The following is a 22872-nucleotide window of genomic DNA, read 5'->3' as shown; positions in this document are numbered from 1 at the left end:
CGGGCATGGTGGCCGCGTCCCTAGGGGGAGAGCCGGGCCGATCGGACGAAGAGGTCGCCCCCACCCACGACGGCACAAGGGTGCTCGACCACACCAGGAGGCAAAGTGAACGGCGATCGGGACGAGATCCACGGGGGCTGGAACATTCCCGTCGATGATCAGTCCGACGCGGAGCCCGCCGAGCTGACGGGTGAGTTCACCATCGACTACACCCCGCCGGCCTGGTACACGCAGAACGCGGGCGACACGTCGGGCGGGGGCGCAGGTCAGCCGCCGCCTCCGCCGCCGAACGGGGCGCCGGTTGCCGTGCCGGGGCTGCCCGCGGGCAGTGGCTTCGAGCCGAACTGGGCGCCGACACCTCCTCCGGCGCAGGCTCCGGCACCCGCACCCGCACCCGCGCCCGCACCTGCCCCTGCCCCTGCCCAAGCGCCCGTGCTGCAGACGCCTGCTCCTGTGGCTGCTCCTGGGCCTGCGCCTGCTCCTGTGCAGCAGACGCCGCCGGCGGCTCCGGCTCCCGTTGCCGAGCCCGCGGCGCAGCCCTTCGGGGGCGGCGATGTGGAGAGCGGGGCGACCATGCGGTTCTCCCCTGCCGCGCTGAAGCGCGAGATGGAGGTGCGGGCGGCGGCCAAGGAGGCCGAGGCCGCTCCCGGGCCGGACTCGGTCAGTGCCGCGAACCTCGTGGAGGGACCCGCTGAGCCCGAGGCGGAGGATGCCGCCGAGGTCGCCGAGACTTCAGGAGCTGCAGAGGCTTCGGCCGAGGAGCCGGTCGACGCTGCCGACGAGACCGCCGACGCGGAGGTCGAGGCCGACGGCGAGGGCGACGAGCCTCGTGACGAGGACGCCCCGGAGGGTGCGGCCGAGGAACCGGCCGACTCCGTCCCGCAGGACTCCGTACCGCAAGACTCGGTCCCCCAGGACTCAGTGCCGCAAGACTCGGTCCCCCAGGACTCAGTGCCCGCCGTGGCCAACGACCCCCGGGACGCAGCCCCTGCGCCCGCGCCCGCACAGCCCTGGGCTCCCGTGCCGCCCGAGCCGGTGCAGGGTGGTGCCGGGCTGCCGCCACTGCCGCCCGCCTTCCAGCCGGCCGCGCCGACTTCCGCGCCGCAGTGGCCCGTGTCCCCGCAGACCGTGTCTCCCCAGACCGCCGATCAGTCCGCGGCTCCGCAGGGCGGCTACGGCTTCCCCCAGCCAGGCCAGCCCGGACAGCCGGTACAACCCCCCGGCCCGCAGGGCGGCTACGGCTTCCCCCAGCCGGGACAGCCCGGGCAGCCGGTACAGCCGGGGGGCTACGGCTTCCCGCAGCCCAGCCAGCCGCCGCAGCCCGCGCCCGCCGCACCCCTGCCGCCGGCCGTTCCCGGCCCCAACGCCCAGGCCCCGCAAGGTGGTTACGGGTTCCCGCAGCCCGGCGCGAACGCGCCCGTACCGCTGCCGCCGCAGGTTCCGCAGCCGCCGCAGACGCCCCATCTGCCCGCGCAGCAGTCCCACCCGCAGGCGCAGCCGCAGGCCCACCCGCAGCCCCCGGCCGATCCGCGGGCCGGCGGCGCGTGGCCCACGCCCGTGACGCACGACCAGCGCGAGCGTTCCGTGCCGGGTGCGCCCCTCGGGTACACCGCTGCCGTCGAGCTCTCCTCCGACCGCCTGCTGCGCAACAACAAGCAGAAGGCCAAGAGCACCCGCAATCCCTCCAACGCCGCCCGTTTCAAGATCGGCGGCAAGAAGGAGGAGGCCGAGCGCCAGCGCAAGCTCGACCTCATCCGTACGCCGGTGCTGTCCTGCTACCGGATCGCCGTCATCAGCCTCAAGGGCGGTGTCGGCAAGACCACGACGACCACCGCGCTGGGCTCGACGCTGGCCACCGAGCGGCAGGACAAGATCCTGGCGATCGACGCCAACCCGGACGCCGGTACGCTCGGCCGTCGCGTGCGCCGCGAGACCGGGGCCACCATCCGGGACCTCGTCCAGGCGATCCCGTATCTCAACTCGTACATGGACATCCGCCGGTTCACGTCGCAGGCGCCCTCCGGTCTGGAGATCATCGCCAACGACGTGGACCCCGCCGTCTCGACGAGCTTCAACGACGAGGACTACCGGCGCGCGATCGACGTACTGGGCAAGCAGTACCCGATCATCCTCACCGACTCCGGCACCGGTCTGCTCTACAGCGCGATGCGCGGAGTGCTGGATCTGGCCGACCAGTTGATCATCGTCTCCACCCCGTCCGTGGACGGCGCGTCCAGCGCGTCGACGACGCTCGACTGGCTGTCGGCGCACGGGTACGCGGAGCTGGTGCAGCGGTCCATCACGGTCATCTCCGGAGTCCGCGAGACCGGCAAGATGATCAAGGTCGACGACATCGTGCAGCACTTCCAGACGCGCTGCCGCGGTGTGGTCGTGGTGCCGTTCGACGAGCACCTCTCGGCCGGTGCCGAGGTCGACCTCGACATGATGCGGCCGAAGACCCGGGAGGCGTACTTCAACCTCTCGGCCCTGATCGCCGAGGACTTCGTACGCGCCCAGCAGCAGCAGGGGCTCTGGACCGCTGACGGCAACCCGCCGCCGCACCTGGCCCCGCCGATGCCGGGCCACCAGCAGGCACCGGGCCAGCCCGTCCCCGGACAGCACATCCCTGGGCAGCCTGTCCCCGGCCAGCCCGTGCCCGGTCAGCCGTACCCCCCTCAGCAGCCCCACCAGCCGAAGCCGTACGGAGGTCAGCAGCCCTATCCTCAGGGTCAGCCGCCGCAGCAGTACGGAGGCCAGCAGCCGCCGCAGCAGCCCTACCCGCCGCAGGGCTGGCAGCAGTCGCATCCCTCCCAGGCCCAGTCCCCCGCGGCCCCGGCCGGACCGCCGCCCGGACAGCCGGGCGGCTACGGCTTCCCGCAGCCGGGGCAGCCGGGTCAGCAGGGCCAGTCGGGTGGTCCTGGACAGGCAGATCTCCAGGGTCCCGTGCCGCCCGCCGGATGGCCTCAGCAGCAGCCTCCGCAGGCGCCGCCAGCCCCTCAGCAGTAGCGCAGCAGAGGTCTCGACCAATGAGGGCCCGCACCGTCCCGACGGTGCGGGCCCTCAGCGCATTCCCGCAGCCCACACGGCATTTGACGGGCCGTTGACTCGACTCGGCCACCGCTGATAAACCTTCGCTTCACCAGCTGGCGAACCAGGCATCAAGCCGCCTTTTCCGAGCGAGTGATGACGCGAGGTCCCCGTCTCATGGTCCATACGATTCCGCCCCGCATCCGACTGCTTCTGGCTTCCGGCGCCGCGGCCATACTGATGGCCGGTTCGGTGACCCCTTCGGCCGGAGCCGCCGACGACGGCGGCAAGAAGGTCCTCACCGTCGCCGTCTCGCAGAGTGTGGACTCCCTCAGTCCGTTCCTGGCGCAGAAGCTCGTCAGCACCACCGTTCACCGGCTGGCGTACGAGTACCTGACGAACTACGACGTCAAGGACGCACACCCGATCCCCGGTTTCGCCACCGAGTGGCAGACGTCCCCGGACAAGCTGACGTGGACGTACACCATCCGTAAGGACTCCAAGTGGTCCGACGGACAGCAGGCGACCGCCGAGGACGCCGCATGGACCTTCAACAAGATGATGACGGACGAGAAGGCCGCCACCGCCAACGGCAGCTTCACCGCCAACTTCAAGAAGGTCACGGCCCCCAGTCCCGAGACCCTGGTCATCGAGCTGAAGAAGCCTCAGGCCACCATGCTCGCGCTGGATGTGCCGATCGTGCCCAAGCACATCTGGGAGAAGGTCGGCGACTTCTCGAAGTTCAACAACGACAAGCAGTTCCCGATCGTCGGCAACGGTCCGTTCATTGTCACCGACTTCAAGGTCGACCAGTTCGTCAAGCTCAAGCCGAACAAGGACTTCTGGCGTGGCGCGCCCAAGTTCGACGAGCTGGTGTTCAAGTACTACAAGGACGGTGACGCGGCCGTCGCCGCGCTGCAGAAGGGCGAGGTCTCCTTCGTCCAGGGCCTCACGCCCGCACAGGCCACGGCCCTCAAGAGCGCCGGGAACATCAAGGTCAACGACGCTCCCGGCCGCCGCTTCTTCGCCCTCGCCACCAACCCGGGGGCCAGGTCCAAGGACGGCAAGACCTTCGGCAACGGCCACAAGGCGCTGCTCGAACCGGCCGTGCGCAAGGCCCTGTTCCATGCCACCGACCGCAGGGCCCTCGTCGACAAGGTCTTCCAGGGCCACGCCGTGGAGGGCGAGGGCTATATCCCGCCGCGCTTCGGCTCGTACTTCTGGCAGCCCGAAGCGAGCCAGAAGATCGCCTACGACCCGGCGAAGGCAGCAGCTCTCCTCGACCAGGCGGGCTACAGGAAGAACGGCAGCGGCAAGCGCGTCGGCAAGGACGGCAAAGCGCTCGACCTCCGTATCCTCTGTCACGCCACCGACCCCAACGACAAGGCGATCGGCAAATATCTGCAGGAGTGGTGGGGCGAGCTCGGCGTCGGGCTCAAGGTCGACTGTCTGGACAATGTCTCCGACCCGTGGATCAAGGGCGACTACGACCTGGCCTTCGACGGCTGGTCGGTCAACCCGGACCCCGACTTCGTCCTGTCCATCCACACCTGCGCCGCGCTGCCGGCCACGCCCAAGGACACCGGCGCGACGGACAACTTCATCTGCGACCAGCAGTTCGACGGGCTGTACGCGCAGCAGACCGCGGAGTACGACACCGCCAGACGGACCGCCCTGGTCAAGCAGATGGAATCGCGGCTGTACGACACGGGCTACATGAATGTCCTCGCGTATCCGAACGCAGTCGAGGCGTACCGTACCGACCAGATCAAGTCCATCACGACGATGCCGGCGGCCGCGGGCAATCTCTGGGGCCAGGACGGCTACTGGAGCTGGTGGTCGGCCGAGCCGGCGGCCGGTGACGGCGGCTCGGACAGTGGCTCCTCCACGGGCGTCGTGATCGGCATCGCCGCGGTCGTGGCCCTCGCCGCAGGGCTCGGGGTCTTCGTCGTTATGCGTCGCCGTTCCACCGCGGAAGACCGTGAATAGCCGATGAGCACCACAAGCACGACCGGTACTGCCGCTGTGGCGCTGGCCCCCGAGGCCCGCGCCACCAGCGGCAACGCACGCGCCTACGTCCTCTATGTGGCAGGCAAGCTGGGCGGCGCGGCGATCTCGCTGCTCGCCGTCCTTGTCACCAGCTTCTTCCTCTTCCGGATCATCCCGGGCGACCCGGTGAAGGCGATGACGCACGGGGCGCCGACGTCGTCCGAGCAACTGGCCGCGCTACGCCGCCAGTTCGGTCTCGACCAGCCGATGTGGCAGCAGTTCACGGACTACTGCGGCAAGGCACTGACAGGCGATCTCGGTACGTCGTACCAGTTCCACGCCCCCGTCGGCGACCTGATCACCCAGAAGCTGCCCGCGACGCTCCTGCTCACCGGTGTCGCCGTGGTGATCTACTCGACGATCGGACTCTGGCTCGGCACGCGCTCCGCATGGCGGCACGGCAGCCTCGGCGACAGGCTCAACACGGGTGTGGCACTGACCTTGTGGTCCGTGCCGTCCTTCTGGCTCGGGCTGCTGCTGATCATCACGTTCTCGGTGGGGGTCGGTCCGATCCCCGGCCTGTTCCCGACCGGTGGCATGGAGTCGGGTGACACGACCGGCTTCGCATACCTCGTCGATGTGGCGCACCACATGGTGCTGCCGGTCATCACCCTGGTCGCGGTCGGCTACGCGCAGACACTGCTGGTGATGCGCTCATCGCTGCTCGACGAGATGGGCAACGACTATCTGACGACGGCACGGGCGAAGGGGCTGCGGGACGACGTCGTACGCCGACGCCATGCCGTGCCCAACGCGCTGCTGCCGACCGTCACCATGGTCTTCATCAATCTGGGCCATGTGGCGGCGGGTTCGATCCTGGTCGAGACGGTGTTCTCCTGGCCGGGGCTCGGCGGGCTGTTCTACCAGGCGCTGAGCGTGCCCGATCTGCCGCTCGTCCAGGGCCTGTTCGTCGTGTTCGCGGGCGCGATGATCCTGATGAACCTCGCCGCTGACCTGCTGTATCCGCTGCTCGATCCCCGGGTGGGCCGATGACGACCGCTGTTGGTTCCCCCCGTTCCCTGGCCTGGGCGCGCCGCCGCGAGTCGGTGAGCCGTTTCTGGCGCGCGTACCGCACCCACCGGGCGGGGCTCTTCGGCCTCGGCGGGCTCGCGCTCATCGCCCTGATCGCGCTCGCCGCGCCGCTGCTCGTCGGCCGCGACGTGCAGAGCGTGACCAACGCGCCCGGCACCGCACTGGAGCCGCCGAGCAGTGAATTCCCGCTCGGCACCGACCAGTTCGGGCGTTCGCTGCTCGGGCTGCTGGTGTGGGGCGCGCGGATCTCCCTCACCGTCGGACTTCTCGCGGCCACCCTGTCGGTGGCGATCGGCACCCTGGTCGGCATCATCGCCGGGCACTACGGCGGCTGGTTCTCGACCGTCATCATGCGGATCACGGACTGGTTCCTGGTGATGCCGACGCTGGTCCTGGCGATCGTCCTGGCGACCGTGATGTCCCGGAGCGTATGGACGGTGATCCTCGCGATCGGCGTCACCAGCTGGCCCACCACCGCCCGGCTGGTGCGGGCGCAGACGATCGCGGTCGAGTCGCGTCCGTACATCGAACGCGCCAGGGCACTCGGCGGCGGCCACGGCCACATCATGACCCGCCATGTGCTGCCCAATGTCATGCCGCTGGTCCTCGCCCAGACGACACTCGGCATCTCGACCGCGATCCTCACCGAGGCAACGCTGGCGTTCCTCGGACTCGGGGACCCGACGGTGGTCTCCTGGGGCGGCATGCTCCAGGACGCGCGGGAGGCGGGCGCGGTCTCGTCCGGCCACTGGTGGTATCTGGCGCCGCCCGGCATCGCGATCGCGCTGGTGGCGCTGGCGTTCACGCTGTGCGGGCGGGCGATCGAGGCCGTGCTCAACCCGAAGCTGGGGGTGGCTCGTTGAGCCTGCTCGAAGTCAGGAACCTGCAGGTGACGTACGGATCGGGGGCCCGGGCGGTCCCCGCCGTACGCGGTGTCGATCTGAACGTCGCCGCAGGGCAGAAACTGGGCATCGCCGGCGAGTCCGGCTGCGGCAAGTCGACGCTGGCCCTCGCGCTGCTGCGCCTGCTGCCCGCCTCCGCGCACCTGAGCGGCGAGATCCTCCTCGACGGGGAGGACGTCCTCACCATGAAGTGGGGACGGCTGCGGGCCGTGCGGTGGGCGGGTGCCTCGATCGTCTTCCAGGGTGCGATGCACTCCCTCAACGCGGTGCACCGGATCGGCGACCAGATCGCCGAGCCGGTCCTGCTGCACCACAGGACCACGCAGGCCGAGGCGAAGAGACGCGTCCGCGAACTGCTCGCGCATGTCGGGCTGCCGGTCGCACGCGCGGACGCGTATCCGCACGAACTGTCCGGCGGGCAGCGGCAGCGCGTGATGATCGCGATGGCGCTGGCCTGCGATCCCCGGCTGATCGTCGCCGACGAGCCGACGACCGCGCTGGATGTGATGATCCAGGCGCAGATCCTGCGGCTGATCGAGCAGCTGGTCACCGAGCAGGACATCAGCCTGCTGATGATCAGCCACGATCTGGCCGTGCTCGCGGACACCTGCGACCGGCTGGCTGTGATGTACGCGGGCCGGATCGTCGAGGAGGGTCCGGCGCGGGCGGTGTACGGCTCGTCGGAGCATCCGTACGGGCGGGCGCTGTCGGCGGCCTTCCCGCGCATCGGCGACGCCGCGTCCCGCCGGGCGCCGCGCGGCCTGCCGGGCGATCCGCCCGATCCGTCGGCGCTGCCGAGCGGTTGTACGTTCCATCCGCGCTGCCCGGTCGCGGTGGACGCGTGCGCTGCGGAGGACCAGGTGCTGGTCGCGGCGGGTGAGGGGCATCGGGCGGCGTGCGTGCATGTGGGCGCGCCCGTACGGACGGAGAAGGCCCTGTGACCCCCCAACAGGAGGATGCCGTGCCCACCACTCCCCTCCTCTCGGCCGGCGGTCTGCATGTCACCTTCCCCGGGCGCCGCGGCGGCCCGTCCGCCCGTGCCGTCGACGGGGTCGACCTCGACATCGGCGCGGGCGAGATCGTGGCCCTGGTCGGCGAGTCCGGCTGCGGCAAGACGACGCTGGCACGCTCGCTGCTCGGGCTGGTGCCGCCGACGTCGGGGCGGGTCACCTTCGGCGGGGCCCCGCTCGGCCACGGGTCGCGCGCACTCAAGGCGTACCGCAAGCGCGTGCAGCTTGTCCTGCAGGACCCGAGCGGCTCGCTCAACCCCCGGCACACGGTGTACGACGCGGTCGCCGAGGGCCTGCGGATCCACGGGTACGCGGGCGACGAGCGCGCGGCGGTCTCACAGGCCCTCGCGCGCGCGGGCCTGCGCCCGCCGGAGCGCTTCTTCCTCCGCTACCCGCACGAGCTGTCCGGCGGCCAGCGCCAGCGCGTCGTCATCGCAGGCGCGCTGGTCCTCGAGCCCGAACTGATCGTCGCCGACGAGCCGGTGGCCTCACTGGACGCGTCCGTACGCGGCGAAATCCTCGCCCTCCTTCTGCGCCTGCGGGACGAACTGGGCCTGTCGGCACTCGTGGTGACGCACGACCTGGGACTGGCGTGGAACATCGCGGACCGGGTGGCGGTGATGTACCTGGGCCGGATCGTGGAATCGGGCACGGTCGAGGAGGTCCTCGGATCACCCCGCCACCCGTACACCCAGGCCCTGCTGTCGGTCCTCCCGGAATCGACGATCCCCCCGGTCGTCCTGACGGGAGAACCCCCGGACCCGTCCCGCATCCCGACCGGATGCCGCTTCCACGCACGGTGCCAGGTGCTGGCGTCGGGTGAGGCGGAAAGGGCGGGGGTGGCGGAGAGATGCAGGACGGGGGAGGTGGGGGTGCTGGGGAGTGGGGCGGGGGTGGCGTGCCACTGGGCGCGGGGGTGAGGGTCCCCCACCCCGCCCCTTCCCGAAACCCTGACGGGAACGGCGGGCGCTGGCGCCCCGTACCCCCGGGGCGGCAGCTTCGCGCCGCGGGGGAAGCATGCCCCCGCCTCGCGGCGGCTTCGCGCCGCAGGCCGCAGGCGCGGGCCTGCGTGGGGAGTTGGGGCCGGCGCCCCCACGCGCGCCTTGCGGCAGCTTCGCGCCGGAACTGGTGCGGACGGCTTCGTACCGCGGTCCGCAGCAGCGGGCATGGACGGGACAGAGGGGTTTGGCGCCCCGTACCCCCCGGGGGGCCAGCTTCGGGCCGCCGGGGAAGCATGCCCCCGCCTCGCGGCGGCTTCGGGCAGCAGTGCTGCACGCCGGGTGCACGGGGCTCGTTCAGCGAGCAGGGGGACGCGTAGGGGTCGTGTTCTGGACGTAAAGCGGCGCAGCTCGCGCGAAGCGCGGTGAGGAAAGCAGTCCAGGACACGAGCCCCGGAGCGGCCCCAGACCGCAACCAACACGGCCCCGGGCCACCGGTCAGGCCCGGACCCCCGCGCCCCGGACCGGGGCGGCTCGCACGAAGCGTGGTGACCGCGCGGCGGAGCCCGAAACGCGCACCCCGCAAGGGGACCCGCGCCCAGGACCGGGGCGGGCCCGGGAGGGGGCTACACCGCGCCCGTCAACTCCCGGCACTTCTTGACGTCCGCCGCAATCGCATCCAGCAGCGCATCGATCGAGTCGAACTTCTCCTGCCCCCGCACATACGCCAGGAAGTCCACCGCCACATGCAGCCCGTACAGATCCAGCCCCACCCGGTCGATCGCGTATGCCTCCACCGTCCGCTCCGTGCCGTCGAACTGCGGGTTCGTGCCCACCGAGATCGCCGCCGGCATCCTTTCGCCGTCCGCCGTCAGCCAGCCCGCGTACACCCCGTCCGCCGGGATCGCCGTGTGCGGCAGCGTCTCCACGTTCGCCGTCGGGTAGCCCAGCTCGCGACCGCGCTGTGCGCCCCGCACCACCACGCCCTCGACGCGGTGCGGGCGGCCCAGGATCTCGGCCGCGCCCTCGACGTCGCCCTCGGCGACAAGGCGGCGGGTCAGGGTGGAGGAGAACGGCTCGCCGCCCCCCGCCACGCCGCTCACGAAGAGGTCGACGACCTCGACCTCGTAGTCGTACGTGGCGCCCAGCTCGGCGAGGAACTCGACATTCCCCGCCGCCTTGTGGCCGAAGCGGAAGTTCGGGCCCTCGATGACCGCCCGCGCGTGCAGCTTGTCGACGAGGACCTTCACGATGAAGTCGGCGGGCGACAGCTTCGAGAACTCGGTCGTGAAGGGAAGGATCAGCACGGCGTCGACGCCCAGCTCCGCCATCAGCTCGGCACGCCGGTGGTGCGGTGCGAGCAGCGGCGGGTGGCTGCCGGGGCGGACGACCTCGCTGGGGTGCGGGTCGAAGGTCACGACGACGGAGGGGATGCCGAGCTCGCGCGCGCGGGCCACGGCCCGGCCGATGATCAGCTGGTGACCGCGGTGCACACCGTCGTAGGAGCCGATGGTGACGACGCTGCGTCCCCAGTCCTGGGGGATGTCCTCCAAGCCACGCCAGCGCTGCACTGTGACCGCTCCTCGCCCGAACCTGTGTACGTGATTGCCGATTACGCAGGTCTAAGACTGCCATGCCCGCGACTGTCGGTTCGCATCGGCACCGGGCTGCCCATGCTCTCGACCGTCCGGCGCGCACTGGGGCCGACCACCGTGGCCCACTCCTGCGGCGCCCGGGCCAGCCACCCCGCAACCAGCGCCGCGAAGCCGGGGACCTCGCGGGCCAGCTCGACCAGACGCCGGTCGAAGCAGGTCGCGCCCTCGGGTGTACGGACGAGGAGCAGGCCGGTGCGGTGGACCAGCTCGCGGGTGCGGGACTCGGTGCGGGTCGCGCAGCCGAGCGCGGCGGCCCGCAGCACCGCGTCGAGGACGGCCAGGTCGCGGGTCTCGTACTGCTCGTACTCGAGCAGTACGTCGAGGAGCTCGGCCCGCAGTGGCCGCGAGGCCCGGCTGCCTGGCGCCGCGAGCACGGCGGCGAGGGCGCCGCGTACCTGGACGGGCCGCCCCCGCAGCAGGGCGGTGACCAGCGGGAACAGAAGGGCCCGGGCGGCCGGGCCCTGTTCCAGGCGGCGGTCGACGTACGCGGCGGCGTGGGCCGCGCCTTCGGGCCGGTGGTCGATGTACTCGCCGACGAGCGAGGCGGCCCGGCGGGCCAGCGCGGGCGTGGTGACCCCGGCGAGGGCGTTCAGTACCTCGCCCGCACCGTCGCCGGGCTGATTCAGCCGTGTCTGAAGGGCGGCGAGTACGGGCTCGAGGTGCGTGGTGAGCGCGGCGGCGAGCGCGCTCGCGGGCAGCCGCGGGTCACCGGCCGCGAAGGCCGTCAGCGCCCTGGCGAGATAACGGGAGCGGGAGCACGGATCGCGGACGAGGAGCGCCAGGGCCGGGCCGTGCAGCGTGGTGTCGGCGGGCCGGGCGAGCAGCGCGATCGCCGCGTACCGCAGAAGCTCGCGGTCGGCGTCGGTGGTGACCCGGGGAACGGTGGCCAGTCCGTACGACGCCGCCGCGACGCGCCGCTCGGGCCGCGGGTCGTGGGCCCAGCGGTCGACGGCCCGGCACAGGGCGGACGGTTCTTCCTCGGCGAGCGCGGCGAGCAGCTCGTCGGCGCGGGGATGGGCGGTGGCGACGAGGGCCTCGGTGAGGTCGTCGATGGCGAGGTCACGGCGGACGTAGAGCAGCGCCTGCGCGGCGGCGGCGACGGTGGGCCGCACCTCGGCGCCGGGATCGGCGGGCAGCGGCGTCTCATCGGTGAACCACCGGCACAGAAGGGGTTGTACGGCGCTGGGCGCGGCGGTCAGCCGAGCGACGACGGCGTCCAGATACCGCGGCCCCGTCGGGCCCACGGCCACCGCGTCACCCCGAGCCATCCCGCTCCCGGGCGCACCGTCGGTCCGAGGCGCACCGTCGGCCCGGGACAGGGTCCGTCCCCCGGGCGCCCCGTCCGCCGGCAGCTCGGCGGCCCCAAGCACCGCGTCGCCCCGAGACGTCCGTCCCCCGGGCGCACCATCGGCCCCCGGCACCTCGTCCGCCCCAAGCACCGCGTCCGCCCGAGGCGTCCGGCCCCCAGGCGCACCATCGGCCCGAGGCGCCCCGTCGCCCCCCGGCACCGCATCGGCCCGAGGCGCCCCGTCAGCCCCCGGCACCTCGACGGCCCCAAGCACCGCGTCGGCCCGGGGCGAGGTCCGGTCCCCCGGCACCGCGTCCACCCGAGCCGTCCGGCTCCCCGGTGCACCCCCGGCGGCCGCCACCGTCAGGCCCCCCGGCGCCCCGTCGGCCGCCACCGTCAGGCCCCCCGGCGCCCCGTCCGCCGGCACCAGCCGTCGCAGCAGGTCGAGGCGCTGCGCCTCGGTCACCCGCAGCCGTTCCCAGAACCAGGGCCCGAACTCCCCCAGCCCGCCGAGGTGTTCGGGCCCGCCCTCGCGGACGGAACGCCGTGTGATCCGCTCGGCCAGCAGCCGAAGGACCGGGACGTACGCGCCCGCGTCGGGCACCCGCAGCAACGCCTCCCCCAGGAGATGAGCACCCCACCACCGGGCGTCGTCGGCCCGCGTACTGCCCTCACCGCTCTCGCCGCGCGCCTCCTCGAGGCCGTCCAGCGCCTCGACCAGCTCCGCCAGCCTGGGCGCCAGTCCCGCGTGCCCGTGCACCCTGTCCGTAAGCAGCAGCGCCTGCACCACCGGGCCGATCCGGTGCCGCGGTACCGGCAGGGAGCGCGGTTCCCGCACGCCCGACCCGGGTGGGGGCGGCACGTAGCCGGTCCGCCGCCCGCTCGCCCCCGGACGTGACGGCAGCCCCACCGGCGCCCGCGCATGCCAGCGGTGGACCAGTGAGTGAAGCGCAGCGTCGAGATCCAGGTGGGCGGCCTGCACCCAGTCCGCGAGCTCCTCGTGCGCGAAGCGGTAGCCCCCGCCCGCCGGGACCAGCAGACCCTCGGTGAGCACCGCGGATGCCCAGCCCATATGCCACGGAAAGATCTCCTCGAAGGACTCGCGGTCCAACTCCCCCTGCCCCGGCCCGAGGCAGCGCCGCGCCGCCTCATGGACCTGGCCCGCCACCTTCGCCGCCAGGCGCCGCACGGCCGAGCCGCGCAGCTGCGGCCCGGATGCCGCGGCGATGCGGACCGCGATCCGCAGACACAACAGGTCCAGATGCGCTGCGAGGACTTCCACGCGGCACGGCCGCCCCGGCACTTCGCCGGGCAGCGCCTCCCGTACCTCAGCGAGCAGCCGCAGCGCGAGCGGATGCCGTTCATCCGCCGCGGCGATCGCCCCGGCCGGCAGCCCGTACCGCTCCAGCGCGCGCTCCGCCTCGGCGGCGGAGAGTCCGCCGATCCGCAGCGCGGGCGGCAACCGGTGCGCGGGCGTGGCGGGCTGGTGCAGTACGTCCTGCGGATACAGCGCCCCGGCCTGCTCCCAGTGCTCGGGCCTGCAGCCGACGACCATCCGCACCCCGCCGGCGCCGAGCCAACTCACCGTGCCCGCGGTCCAGTCGGACAGCCGGTGGGCCAGTACGGGCGGCATCTCCTCGGGCCCGTCGAGGAGTACGAGCAGCGGCCGCCCGGCCTCCCGGGCGAGCCGCGCCACCCGGGCCGGGGTGACGAGCTCCATGTCGCCGCGGGCGCCCGATGCGGCGAGGATGCGTCCGGCCTGCCGAAGGGTGCGCGCGAGGGCGTCCGCGACCGAGCCGTCGTCGGCATGCAGATCGGCGCCGCGCAGCCACACGGTGGGCGCGGGCTCCGCGCCACGGGCACGGCGGGCGGCGAGAGCGGCGAGTTCGGTCGTACGGCCCGTTCCGGGATCGCCGACCAGCCCCATCACCAGGGCGGTGAAGGCCCCGAACTCCCTTACGGTGTCGGGCCGTTCAACGGGGTCGGGCCAGGCGCTCGGTCCGCCCACCGGCCCCACGGAGGTCGCGGTGAGTTCCAGTACCGCGGCAAGGTTGAGGTCGTACCCGTACGCGGGGACGGTCGCCGCGTTGCGCCGCAGCAGTTCGGCGAGCGGCCCGTCCGGCGGCATGCCCGCGGCGCGCAGCGGCAGCGCGAACCCGGCCGCCCTGCGCCCGGACTGAAGCGCGGTGCCGAGTACGGCCAGAACCGCTCCGGTCTCGGCGTCCAGTACGGGTCCCCCGGCCGCCTCGCCGCCCAGCCGCAGCGCGTCGCTGCCGTCCGTGCCGATCGCCAACTCCAAGGCGTCGCCCACCAGATGGAAGCGGTCCGTCGCGGTGTAGGTCACCTGGGCCGCGCCGAGCACCCGCGCCTCACGCCAGCCGCGGGCAGCGAGCCGTACATACGTCCCTGCCCCGACCTGTTCCCGCGGACTGATCGGCAGCGGCCGCACCCCGAGCCCCTCGGTGCGCACCAGCGCCAGACCTGCCTCCGGCAGCGGGGTGATGGCGTCGGCCTCGGCCAGACAGGTACGGTCGCCGGGTGCGTGCAGCACGACCCGGACCAGCCCGTCGACCGCCTCATGACTGGTCACGACCGTGCCCTGCTCGTCGGCGACGAACCCGGTCCCACGAGGCCGTCCCGCCAGATCGCAGATACGTACCAGCGTTGCCAGGTCCCCGCGTCCCATGCTGTCGACGGTAGGTCGGCAGTGATCAGCGGGAGAAGGTCGCATCCCGAAAGCGCCCCCCAATACACCCGGGGTTCACTCCGAGCGCCCTCCCGATGGGGTGAATCCCGGGGGCGAGGCGGATAGACCCTTGGGCGAGGGGGATCGTGGAACGGGCAGCGGCCCTGCCCGTTCCACGGTGGGACCGCGAAAGCGGCCCGGGCCAGGCGCAGACGGTCAGCGGTCAGCCGAAGACGGCGAGGCTCTTGGCCTTGCCCTTCTGCTCCTCGACCAGCGCCAGGAATCGGCCGTCGGGCCCGAAGACCGCCACGGGTGCGGTGTCGTACGCCGGCATGTCCAGCCGTACACCGTTGGTGAGCAGCTTGCCGCGCTTCTCGTCCACGTCCCAGCGGGGGAACGCGGCGGCGGCCGCCTCCGCGATCGGCATCACGGTCAGCTCCTCCTGGAGCTGTTCCAGCGTCTTCGCCGCGTCCAGGCCGTAGGGGCCGACCCGGGTGCGCCGCAGCGCCGTGAGGTGCCCGCCGACGCCGAGACCCGCGCCGAGGTCACGGGCGAGGGCGCGGATGTACGTACCGGAGGAGCAGACCACCGAGACGACCAGGTCGACGACCGGTGTCCCGTCCTCGGCCACCGCCTCGCGGACGTCGTACACACGGAAGGCGGAGACCGTCACCGGACGGGCCGGGATCTCGAACTCCTCGCCGCCGCGCACGCGCGCGTACGACCGCTTGCCGTCGATCTTGATGGCGCTGACCTTCGACGGCACCTGCATGATGTCGCCGGTCAGCTCGGCCACGCCCGCGTCGATCGCGTCCCTGGTCACCTTTGAGGCGTCCGTCGAGGACGTGATTTCGCCCTCCGCGTCGTCAGTGACGGTGTCCTGCCCCAGCCTGATGGTGCCGAGGTACTCCTTCTCGGTCAGCGCGAGGTGCCCGAGGAGTTTGGTGGCCTTTTCGACACCCAGGACCAGCACACCGGTGGCCATGGGGTCCAGCGTCCCCGCATGCCCGACGCGGCGGGTCCGTGCGATCCCGCGCATCTTGGCGACGACGTCGTGCGAAGTGAAGCCGGACGGCTTGTCGACGATGACAAGGCCGTCCGGCGTCTTGTTCTGCTGCGTCATTCGGAGGCTTCGTCCTCGTCCTCCGGCTTGCGGTACGGGTCGGCCTCGCCCGCGTACGCCGCGCCCGAGGACGCCTCCCGCACCTTGGCGTCGGAGGCCCGTGCCTTGTCGAGGAGGTCCTCGATCGTCTTGGCGGTCTCCGGGAGGGCGTCCGCCACGAAGGTCAGGGTCGGCGTGAACTTGGTCCCCGCCGCCGCTCCGACCGCCGACCGCAGGACGCCCTTGGCGCTCTCCAGCCCGGCTGCCGCGCTCGCCCGCTCCTCGTCGTCGCCGTAGACCGTGTAGAAGACCGTGGCCTCCCGCAGGTCACCGGTGACGCGGGTGTCCGTGATGGTCACGTGCGTACCCAGGCGCGGGTCCTTGATGCCGCGCTGCAGCTTCTCGGCGACCACCTCCCGGATGAGGTCCGCCAGCTTTTTCGCCCGCGCGTTGTCGGCCACTGGTCCTTCTCCCTTTTCCTGCTCTGCCTAGCTCATTCAGTCTTCGTCGCTGTGGAGCCTGCGTCGAACCGACAGCAGCTCCACCTCGGGCCGGGCGGCGACGAGGCGCTCGCACCGGTCGAGTACATCTGTGAGGTGTCCGGTGTCCCCGGACACTGCGGCCAGGCCGATCTGGGCCCGGCGGTGGAGATCCTGACCGCCGGTCTCCGCCGCGCTCACCGCGTATTTGCGCTGGAGCTCGGCCACGATCGGGCGGATCACGGAACGCTTCTCCTTCAGCGACCGTACGTCGCCGAGAAGCAGATCGAAGGACAGTGTCCCCACATACATGTATGTCCGGATGTCCCGCCGGTACGGGTTCGACGGCCCCGCCAACGACTTGGCAGGGACACAAGAACCGTACACGCAACGGCCGGGGCCGATCGACGGAAATACGTCCCGTCGACCGGCCCCGGTCAGAGGTGCTGATCAGCCGCGAGGCTTCTCGCGCATCTCGTACGTCGCGATGACGTCGTCGATCTTGATGTCGTTGAAGTTTCCGAGGTTGATACCACCCTCGAAGCCTTCGCGGATCTCGGTGACGTCGTCCTTGAAGCGGCGCAGACCCTCGATGTTGAGGCTCTCCGCGATGACCTTGCCGTCGCGGATGAGCCGGGCCTTGGTGTTGCGCTTGACCTCGCCGGAGCGGATGAGAACACCCGCGATGTTGCCCAGCTTGGACGAGCGGAAGACCTCGCGGATCTCCGCCGTACCGAGCTCGACCTCTTCGTACTCCGGCTTGAGCATGCCCTTGAGGGCCGCCTCGATCTCCTCGATGGCCTGGTAGATCACCGAGTAGTACCGGACGTCGACGCCCTCGCGCTCCGCCATCTGCGCGGCACGGCCGGCCGCACGGACGTTGAAGCCGATGACGATGGCGTCGGAGCCCATCGCCAGGTCGATGTCGGACTCGGTGACCGCACCCACACCACGGTGCAGGACGCGGATCTCGACCTCTTCGCCGACGTCGAGCTGGAGCAGCGAGGACTCGAGAGCCTCCACCGAACCGGAAGCGTCGCCCTTGATGATGATGTTGAGATCCTGCACCAGACCGGCCTTGAGCACCTTGTCGAGGTCCTCGAGGGACACCCGGCGGGTGCGCTTGGCGAAGGCGGCGTTGCGCTCACGCGCAGCACGCTTCTCGGCGATCTGACGCGCCGTACGGTCCTCGTCGACGACCAGGAAGTTGTCGCCGGCGCCGGGGACGTTGGTGAGACCCAGGACCAGGACGGGGGTCGACGGACCCGCTTCCTCGACGTTGTTGCCGTTGTCGTCGAGCATCGCCCGGACACGGCCGTACGCGTCACCGGCGACCATCGTGTCACCGACGCGGAGCGTTCCGCGCTGGACGAGCACAGTGGCGACGGCACCGCGGCCACGGTCGAGGTGAGCCTCGATCGCAATACCCTGCGCGTCCATCTCCGCGTTGGCACGGAGGTCGAGCGAGGCATCCGCGGTGAGGACCACGGCCTCCAGCAGGCTGTCGATGTGCAGACCCTGCTTGGCGGAGATGTCGACGAACATCGTGTCGCCGCCGTACTCCTCGGCCACCAGACCGAACTCGGTCAGCTGACCGCGCACCTTGGTCGGGTCCGCACCCTCGACGTCGATCTTGTTGACCGCGACCACGATCGGCACGCCGGCCGCCTTGGCGTGGTTCAGCGCCTCGATCGTCTGGGGCATCACACCGTCGTTCGCCGCCACCACGAGGATCGCGATGTCGGTGGACTTGGCACCACGGGCACGCATGGCGGTGAACGCCTCGTGACCCGGGGTGTCGATGAAGGTGATCTTGCGCTCTTCACCGTTGACCTCGGTGCCGACCTGGTACGCACCGATGTGCTGCGTAATACCGCCGGCCTCGCCCGCAACGACGTTCGTCTTGCGGATCGCGTCCAGCAGTCGGGTCTTACCGTGGTCGACGTGACCCATGACGGTCACGACCGGCGGACGGGAGACGAGCATTTCCTCGCCGCCCTCGTCCTCGCCGAACTCGATGTCGAAGGACTCGAGAAGCTCGCGGTCCTCCTCCTCCGGGCTCACGATCTGAACGGTGTAGTTCATCTCGCCGGCCAGCAGCTGCAGCGTCTCGTCGGAGACCGACTGCGTGGCCGTGACCATCTCGCCGAGGTTCATCATCACGGCGACGAGCGACGCCGGGTTGGCGTTGATCTTCTCCGCGAAGTCGGTGAGGGACGCACCGCGCGACAGGCGAACGGTCTCGCCGTTGCCGCGAGGCAGCATCACACCGCCGACCGACGGGGCCTGCATGGCCTCGTACTCCTGGCGCCTCTGCCGCTTCGACTTACGGCCACGACGCGCCGGGCCGCCGGGACGGCCGAAGGCGCCCTGCGTGCCACCACGGCCGCCGGGACCACCCGGACGTCCGCCGAAGCCGGGACGGCCACCGCCGCCACCGAAGCCGCCGCCGCCACCGGGGCCACCGCCACCGGGACGACCGGCGAAACCGCCGCCGCCACCGGGACGACCGCCGCCGCCGGGACCGGCGGGACGACCGGCGAAGCCGCCGCCGCCACCGGGACGACCGCCACCGGCGCCGCCGGGACGACCGCCGCCGCCGCCACCACCGGGACCACGGCCACCGCCGCCGGGACCGCCACCAGGACGGGGGCTGGCAGCAGGACGCTGCGGCATCATGCCCGGGTTCGGGCGGTTACCACCGGGGGCACCGCCGGGACGCGGAGCGCCACCCTGCGGACGGGGCATACCGCCCGGGCTCGGACGGGCGCCGCCCTGACCCTGCGGACGGGGAGCGCCGCCGGGACCACCCTGCGGACGCGGGGCGCCGGGACGGTCCTGACCGCCACCGGGGCGCGGGGCGCCACCCGGACGGGGCGCCTGCGGGCGCGCCATGCCGGTGGAGCCACCAGAGGTGAAGGGGTTGTTGCCCGGACGGGGACCGGCCGGACGACCACCGGGGCGCGGGGCGCCCTGACCAGCGGGACGTGCGGGACGCTCGCCGCCACGGCCGCCGTCACGGCCGCCGTCACGCTGTCCGCCGGCCGGAGCCGGACGGGCGGGACGCGGGCCGGGAGTGGCACCCGCGGGACGCGGGGCCTGGGGCGCGGCGGGCTGGGCCGGAGCCGGGGCCGAGAACTCGGCCGCGGGCACCGGAGCCGCCGGAGCGGGCTTGGCCGGTGCGGGCTTGGGGCCCGGACGCGGGCCCGGGGAAGCCGGGGCCACGGAGGGGGCGCTGCTCGCCGGAGCCTCGGCTGCGGCCGGCTTGGGGGCCGGGACGCCGGGCTTGGGGGCAGCGGGACGGGCCGACGACGCCGGAGACGGCGCAGCAGGCTTGGCGGGCGCGGCCTTGCGGGGCGCGCCGGGCTTGGCAGCGGACTTGCCGGCGGTGCCGCCGGGTCCCTGCAAAGCGTCAGTCAATTTACGTACAACCGGCGCCTCGATCGTCGAGGACGCCGAACGGACGAATTCACCGAGTTCTTGGAGCTTGGCCATGACGACCTTGCTCTCCACACCGAACTCCTTGGCGAGTTCGTATACCCGGACCTTAGCCACTTCGCTCCTTTTAGGTCCGGGTTACCGCCGGACCGTCGCTACTTCATGGGCGTACTCATCGCGTACTCATCGAGTGCTCATCGCAATCTCGACCTACTTCCAACTCGCGAGGTACCTGACCGCACGGGGTCCCGTGCCGTTCTCTTCTTACTGTGCTGCCTGCTCGACATACCGCCTTACACCGGCGGTATCGAGCGGTCCCTTGGCCCTGAAGGCCCGGGGAAACGCCCGGCGGCGGACCGCCAGGTCGAGACAGACCAAGGCGGGGTGTACATACGCACCCCGGCCGGGCAGCGTACCGCGGTCATCGGGGACGCAGGCGTCTCCGGTCACCACGATGCGCAGCAGATCGGTCTTGGCCGCTCGCTCCCGGCATCCCACGCAGGTTCGCTCAGGGCATGCGCGGGCACGCGTCCGGCCAGACACCTTTAGTCTACCTCCCCGCACCGACCTCACCCCTTTGGGGCAAAAATCGAACGGTTGTTGTCCTGATCGCGGTCGGATCCCGCCGTCAGCGCAACGGGTTCCGGGCCGGATGCATTCCTCAGCCCCGGTCGGAGCTCCGGTCCGAGTCCCGGTCGGAGCCCTCGTCGCTCTGCTCCGTGTCGGGGCGAATGTCGATGCGCCAGCCGGTGAGGCGGGCGGCCAGGCGGGCGTTCTGCCCCTCCTTGCCGATCGCCAGCGACAGCTGGTAGTCGGGGACGGTCACCCGGGCGGAGCGGGCGCCGAGGTCGACGATCTCCACCTTGCTGACGCGGGCCGGCGAGAGGGCGTTGGCCACCATCTCCGCCGGGTCGTCCGACCAGTCGACGATGTCGATCTTCTCGCCGTGCAGCTCGGCCATGACATTACGCACACGGCTGCCCATCGGGCCGATGCAGGCACCCTTCGGGTTCAGACCGGAGCGCGTCGACCGTACGGCGATCTTGGTGCGGTGACCGGCCTCGCGGGCGATCGCCGCGATCTCGACGCTGCCGTCCGCGATCTCCGGGACCTCCAGCGCGAAGAGCTTCTTCACCAGATTGGGGTGGGTGCGCGAGAGGGTCACGGACGGACCGCGGACGCCCTTGGCCACCCGCACGACGTACGTACGAAGGCGCAGGCCGTGGGTGTACTCCTCGCCCGGTACCTGCTCCTGCACCGGCAGGATCGCCTCGAGCTTGTCGTCCAGCCTTACCAGGACGTTCTTCGGGTCCTTGCCCTGCTGCACCATGCCGGCGACGACATCGCCCTCACGGCGGGCGTACTCACCGAAGGTGATGTCGTTCTCGGCGTCCCGCAGGCGCTGCTGAATGACCTGGCGCGCAGTCGTGGCGGCGATCCGGCCGAAGTCGGAGGGGGTGTCGTCGAACTCCTTGGGCTCCTGGCCCTCTTCGAGGTCGGCCGCCTCCTCCTTGGCCCACACCGTCACATGGCCGGTGTCCCGGCTCAGCACGACGCGGGCGTGCCGGCGGCTGCCCTCGGTGCGGTGGTACGCGATGAGGAGGGCCGACTCGATCGCCTCGACCAGCAGGTCGAAGGGGATCTCCTTCTCTTGTGCCAAGCCCTTCAGGAGCTTTACGTCAATGTCCACGGCTACGCCTCCTCTTCCTTCTTGTCCTTGCGGTTGAACTCGATCTCCACGCGGGCCTTGGCGATTTCCGCGAAGGCGACCCGGCGGGCGGTGGGCTTGCGCCCCTTCACGCCCGGCACCTCGAGGTCGAGTCCCTCGTCGTCCACGGTGAGGATGCGGGCCACCAGCTCCCCGCTCTCGTTCAGCTGCAGCTTCACGAGGCGGCCGATGGCGCGTACGTAGTGGCGGTGCTCGGTCAACGGGCGGTCGGCGCCCGGCGAGCTCACTTCGAGGACGTACTCGTCCTCACCCATCGCGTCCGTCTCGTCCAGCTTCTGGGAGATGACACGGCTCAGCTCGGCACAGGCGTCCAGCGTGGCGCCCTCGTCGGAGTCCACGATGATCCTCAGCATGCGGCGCTTGCCCGCCCGGGACACCTCGATCTCTTCCAGATCCAGGTCCGCGGCGCTGACGAGCGGTTCCAGCAGCCCGCGCAGCCTCTCGCTCTGGGTGGTGCTCATCCGGGTGACTCCTCGGCCGCGTGTGCTGTTGTGGGATCGTCGCGTGTCAGATCAAAGGGTATCCGGTTCCGAGGGGTGTTGCCGTCCACCTGTGCCGGACCCGCAGGTACGCTCGCCTGCGGCGATGATCACTGCAAGGTCACAGGGAGACAGGCGTGGGGCGCACGGGGACGACACGCAGGCGTGCGCTCATCGTGACGGGTGCTGCGGCGGTCACGGCGTTGACGGGCTGTTCGAGCGAGGAGCCCGATCGACGGCGTACAGCCGGCTCGGCTCCCGATCCGGCGCGGGCGGAGGCGGCACTCCGGCGACGCCTCGCCGCGGCGAGCGGCGCGCTGCGTGACCAGTACGACGCCGTCATCGCGCAACACCCGGCTCTGGCAGGGCAGTTGACCCCGCTGCGGGCCGCGGTCGCCGAGCATGTCGCGGCGCTTGGCGGGACGACGCGGGTGGCACCACCGGTGCCGGTTCCGCCCGATGCCCCGGCCGCGCTCAGGTCGCTGGCCGCGGCCGAGCGGCGCACCTCCGACGCGCACGCCGCCGCGCTTCTGGACGCGGAGCCCGAGCTGGCCCGACTGCTCGCCTCGGTCGCTGCGGCCGGAGCCGCGCATGAGTACCTGCTGACGAAGGGGGTCTAGCGATGAGCACGCTTGACGCCGTACAGGCCGCGCTGGCGGCTGAGCACGCGGCGGTGTATGGGTACGGGGTCGTCGGCGGCCGTATCGGCGACGCCCGCGAGGGCGAGGCCCTGGCCGCGTACGCCGCACACCGGGCCCGCCGCGACGCGCTGGCCCGCACGGCCCGCGATCTGGGCGCACAGCCCGCCGCCTCGGCCGCGGCGTACGCGCTGCCCTTCCCGGTGCCGGACGCGGCCGCGGCCCTGCGGCTCGCGGCGGTGCTGGAGGACCGGGTCGCGAACGTCTACTCCGATCTCGTACGGGCCGCCGAAGGGCTACTGCGCGAGGAGGCCGCAGGCGCGCTGCGCGAGGCGGCCGTCCGTGCGGTGAGGTGGCGCGGCAGCGGCGTAGCCTTTCCTGGGCTCGCCGAGCGGACCGGGAGTCGAGCGCGCTGAAGGG

17 protein-coding genes are annotated in these 22872 nt (G+C 71.9%); 8 read left to right on the top strand and 9 right to left on the bottom strand.

Annotated elements, in window-relative coordinates:
- Nucleotides 1-105 precede the first annotated feature (105 nt).
- From ABZS64_RS17900 to ABZS64_RS17875, 6 genes are all read left to right on the top strand, one after another.
- Complete coding sequence (locus tag ABZS64_RS17900; RefSeq protein WP_355829962.1) at nt 106-3006, top strand: SCO5717 family growth-regulating ATPase; 2901 nt, start codon at nt 106-108, stop codon at nt 3004-3006.
- A 198-nt stretch (nt 3007-3204) separates the two neighbouring features.
- Nucleotides 3205-5016, top strand: a complete 1812-nt coding sequence (locus ABZS64_RS17895) for an ABC transporter substrate-binding protein (RefSeq protein ID WP_355829959.1) — start codon at nt 3205-3207, stop codon at nt 5014-5016.
- Nucleotides 5017-5019: 3 nt separating this feature from the next.
- Complete coding sequence (locus ABZS64_RS17890) at nt 5020-6069, top strand: ABC transporter permease (RefSeq protein WP_355829956.1); 1050 nt, start codon at nt 5020-5022, stop codon at nt 6067-6069.
- Nucleotides 6066-6971: an ABC transporter permease gene (locus tag ABZS64_RS17885; protein ID WP_355829954.1), complete on the top strand. Its 906-nt coding sequence runs from the start codon at nt 6066-6068 to the stop codon at nt 6969-6971. The genes ABZS64_RS17890 and ABZS64_RS17885 overlap by 4 nt, the downstream gene beginning before the upstream one ends.
- On the top strand, nt 6968-7951 hold the full coding sequence (locus tag ABZS64_RS17880) for an ABC transporter ATP-binding protein (protein ID WP_355829952.1): 984 nt from the start codon (nt 6968-6970) through the stop codon (nt 7949-7951). Before ABZS64_RS17885 ends, ABZS64_RS17880 begins: the two co-directional genes overlap by 4 nt.
- Nucleotides 7952-7971: 20 nt before the next feature.
- Entirely contained in the window at nt 7972-8940 is a 969-nt protein-coding gene (locus tag ABZS64_RS17875) for an ABC transporter ATP-binding protein (protein WP_355829950.1), read from the top strand.
- A 644-nt stretch (nt 8941-9584) separates the two neighbouring features.
- Here ABZS64_RS17875 and ABZS64_RS17870 read toward each other — a convergent pair.
- From ABZS64_RS17870 to rimP, 9 genes are all read right to left on the bottom strand, one after another.
- Nucleotides 9585-10529 (bottom strand): bifunctional riboflavin kinase/FAD synthetase, encoded by a 945-nt coding sequence (locus ABZS64_RS17870; protein ID WP_355829947.1) that lies wholly within the window; start codon nt 10527-10529, stop codon nt 9585-9587.
- A 41-nt stretch (nt 10530-10570) separates the two neighbouring features.
- Nucleotides 10571-14587, bottom strand: coding sequence for a trypsin-like peptidase domain-containing protein (locus ABZS64_RS17865; protein ID WP_355829944.1), 4017 nt, complete (start codon nt 14585-14587; stop codon nt 10571-10573).
- A 223-nt stretch (nt 14588-14810) separates the two neighbouring features.
- Nucleotides 14811-15710 (bottom strand): tRNA pseudouridine(55) synthase TruB, encoded by a 900-nt coding sequence (truB, locus tag ABZS64_RS17860; protein ID WP_355829941.1) that lies wholly within the window; start codon nt 15708-15710, stop codon nt 14811-14813.
- Nucleotides 15707-16150, bottom strand: a complete 444-nt coding sequence (rbfA, locus tag ABZS64_RS17855) for a 30S ribosome-binding factor RbfA (protein ID WP_355829938.1) — start codon at nt 16148-16150, stop codon at nt 15707-15709. The genes truB and rbfA overlap by 4 nt, the downstream gene beginning before the upstream one ends.
- Nucleotides 16151-16186: 36 nt before the next feature.
- Complete coding sequence (locus ABZS64_RS17850; RefSeq protein WP_355829936.1) at nt 16187-16480, bottom strand: DUF503 domain-containing protein; 294 nt, start codon at nt 16478-16480, stop codon at nt 16187-16189.
- A gap of 138 nt (nt 16481-16618) precedes the next feature.
- Nucleotides 16619-19723 carry a translation initiation factor IF-2 gene (infB, locus tag ABZS64_RS17845; RefSeq protein WP_355829934.1) on the bottom strand — a complete coding sequence of 1035 codons (3105 nt, stop codon included), beginning with the start codon at nt 19721-19723 and terminating at the stop codon, nt 16619-16621.
- Between the two features lie 147 nt (nt 19724-19870).
- Nucleotides 19871-20149 carry a YlxR family protein gene (locus ABZS64_RS17840; protein ID WP_355829931.1) on the bottom strand — a complete coding sequence of 93 codons (279 nt, stop codon included), beginning with the start codon at nt 20147-20149 and terminating at the stop codon, nt 19871-19873.
- A gap of 118 nt (nt 20150-20267) precedes the next feature.
- Nucleotides 20268-21296 carry a transcription termination factor NusA gene (gene nusA, locus ABZS64_RS17835; protein WP_355829928.1) on the bottom strand — a complete coding sequence of 343 codons (1029 nt, stop codon included), beginning with the start codon at nt 21294-21296 and terminating at the stop codon, nt 20268-20270.
- Nucleotides 21297-21298: 2 nt separating this feature from the next.
- On the bottom strand, nt 21299-21796 hold the full coding sequence (rimP, locus tag ABZS64_RS17830) for a ribosome maturation factor RimP (RefSeq protein ID WP_355829926.1): 498 nt from the start codon (nt 21794-21796) through the stop codon (nt 21299-21301).
- Nucleotides 21797-21951: 155 nt separating this feature from the next.
- Here rimP and ABZS64_RS17825 point away from each other — a divergent pair, with 155 nt between their 5' ends.
- Together ABZS64_RS17825 and ABZS64_RS17820 are read left to right on the top strand one after the other, a co-directional pair.
- Complete coding sequence (locus ABZS64_RS17825) at nt 21952-22434, top strand: hypothetical protein (RefSeq protein ID WP_355829923.1); 483 nt, start codon at nt 21952-21954, stop codon at nt 22432-22434.
- Nucleotides 22435-22436: 2 nt separating this feature from the next.
- Nucleotides 22437-22868 (top strand): DUF4439 domain-containing protein, encoded by a 432-nt coding sequence (locus ABZS64_RS17820; protein WP_355829921.1) that lies wholly within the window; start codon nt 22437-22439, stop codon nt 22866-22868.
- Nucleotides 22869-22872: the final 4 nt, after the last annotated feature.

This window comes from Streptomyces sp. NPDC005408 (genome assembly GCF_040606445.1).
Classification (GTDB): domain Bacteria; phylum Actinomycetota; class Actinomycetes; order Streptomycetales; family Streptomycetaceae; genus Streptomyces.
This window is presented reverse-complemented; position numbering and strand designations above follow the sequence as displayed.